A 1,779-nucleotide genomic window follows, 5' to 3' on the forward strand; every position below is an offset into this window, starting at 1 on the left:
TGCGCCTCGTTCTGCAGCGAGGCGATCTGGTTGTTGATCTGCTCCAGCGTGCGTGCCGCGGTGAGCAGGTTCTCGGCATGGTTGGTCGGGTCGTAGACGATGCGGCCGAAACCCCCGAAGAAGGCATGGGCGGGTATCGTGAGGACAGGGGCCAAGGCCATCGGCACGGCGAGCGCAACGGCCAGTGCCGTGGTGCTGACGGAACGGATGATCATGGATGGTCTGTGCGTCATGGCGCGGTCTCCTCTTCTGGTTCTGTGGAAATGGATGCTGCTTCGGTGTCGACGGGATCGCTCCCACCAGCTGCAGGCGCAGTCTCTGGTTTGGCGGCATCGGACAAACCGGCGTCGGCAGCGACTGATTGAACCTCCGGATCGACGGTGGCAGCGCCTCCGGGGAGTCCCGTCGTGGCAGGATCGGCACCCACTGCTTCAGGGCCGGAAGGTTCGGTGATACGCCCTTGCTCTTCCTCCAGCACCAGATTGCTGAGGTCGGGGATCAGCTCGGCGGCCCAGTCCACGCCGCGGTCGCGCAACCAGGCGGCCAGAAAGCCGTCGCGGCCATGCTCGGCGAAGATCGCCGCGATGCGGGACTGATCGGCTTTGGCCGATGCGGCGCAAAGCGCGAGTCCGACCTCGCTGAGGCCCAGCTCGAACAGCCGGTTGCCGCGCCGGGACTGGCAGTAATAGTCCCGCTTGGGCGTCGCCCGGGCGAGGATCTCGATCTGGCGGTCGTTCAGACCGAAGCGGCGATAGATCGCGGTGATCTGCGGCTCGACGGCCCGCTCGTTGGGCAGCAGCAGCCGGGTCGGGCAGGACTCAATAATCGCCGGCGCGATGGCGGAATTGTCGATATCGCTGAGAGACTGGGTGGCGAAAATCACCGAGGCGTTCTTCTTCCGAAGCGTCTTCAGCCATTCGCGCAGCTGGCCCGAGAATCCCTCGTCGTCCAGGGCCAGCCAGCCCTCGTCGATGATGAGCAGCGTCGGGCGGCCGTCCAGCCGGTCGCCGATGCGGTGGAACAGATAGGACAGCACGGCAGGGGCCGCGCCGGTGCCGACCAGTCCTTCGATCTCGAAGGCCTGTACCGAGGCCGAACCGAGATGTTCCACCTCGGCGTCGAGCAGCCGGCCATAGGGACCGCCAATGCAATAGGGGCGCAGCGCCTGCTTCAGATCGTTCGATTGCAGCAGCACCGACAGACCGGTGATGGTGCGTTCCTCGACCGGAGCCGAGGCCAGCGAGGTCAGCGCCGTCCAGAGATGTTCCTTTACCTCCGGGGTGATGGCGATGCCTTCGCGGCCCAGGATCGCCGCAATCCAGTCCGCCGCCCATGCCCGTTCGCCAGTCTCATCGATGCGCGCCAGCGGCTGCAGCGAGACGGAACTCTCTGCATTATCGCTCAGCGCGCCGCTGAGATCGTGCCAGTCGCCGCCCATGGCCAGCGCCGCCGCGCGGATCGAGCCGCCGAAATCGAAGGCAAATACCTGCGATCCCGCATAGCGGCGGAACTGCAGCGCCATCAGCGCCAGCAACACCGATTTGCCCGCCCCGGTCGGTCCGACGACCAGCGTATGGCCGACATCGCCGACATGCAGCGAAAAGCGAAAAGGCGTCGCGCCTTCGGTGCGTCCGTAAAGCAGCGGGGGTGCGCCGAAATGGCCGTCCCGCTCGTCGCCGGCCCAGAGTGCCGAGAGCGGAATCATATGGGCGAGGTTCAGGGTGCTGATCGGCGGTTGCCGGACATTGGCATAGGCGTGGCCAGGCAGAGAGCCGAGCC

General features: G+C 66.1%; 2 pseudogenes. Both read right to left on the bottom strand.

The annotated features are described in order from the left end of the window. A pseudogene (locus AQY21_RS06920) lies at positions 1–215 on the bottom strand (P-type conjugative transfer protein TrbJ); the annotation flags it as partial. A gap of 14 nt (positions 216–229) precedes the next feature. Then, positions 230–1,779 (bottom strand): annotated as a pseudogene (locus tag AQY21_RS06925) (conjugal transfer protein TrbE); the annotation flags it as partial.

Origin of the sequence: Paracoccus sp. MKU1, from assembly GCF_001447385.1 — a bacterium.
In the GTDB taxonomy this organism is placed as follows: domain Bacteria; phylum Pseudomonadota; class Alphaproteobacteria; order Rhodobacterales; family Rhodobacteraceae; genus Paracoccus.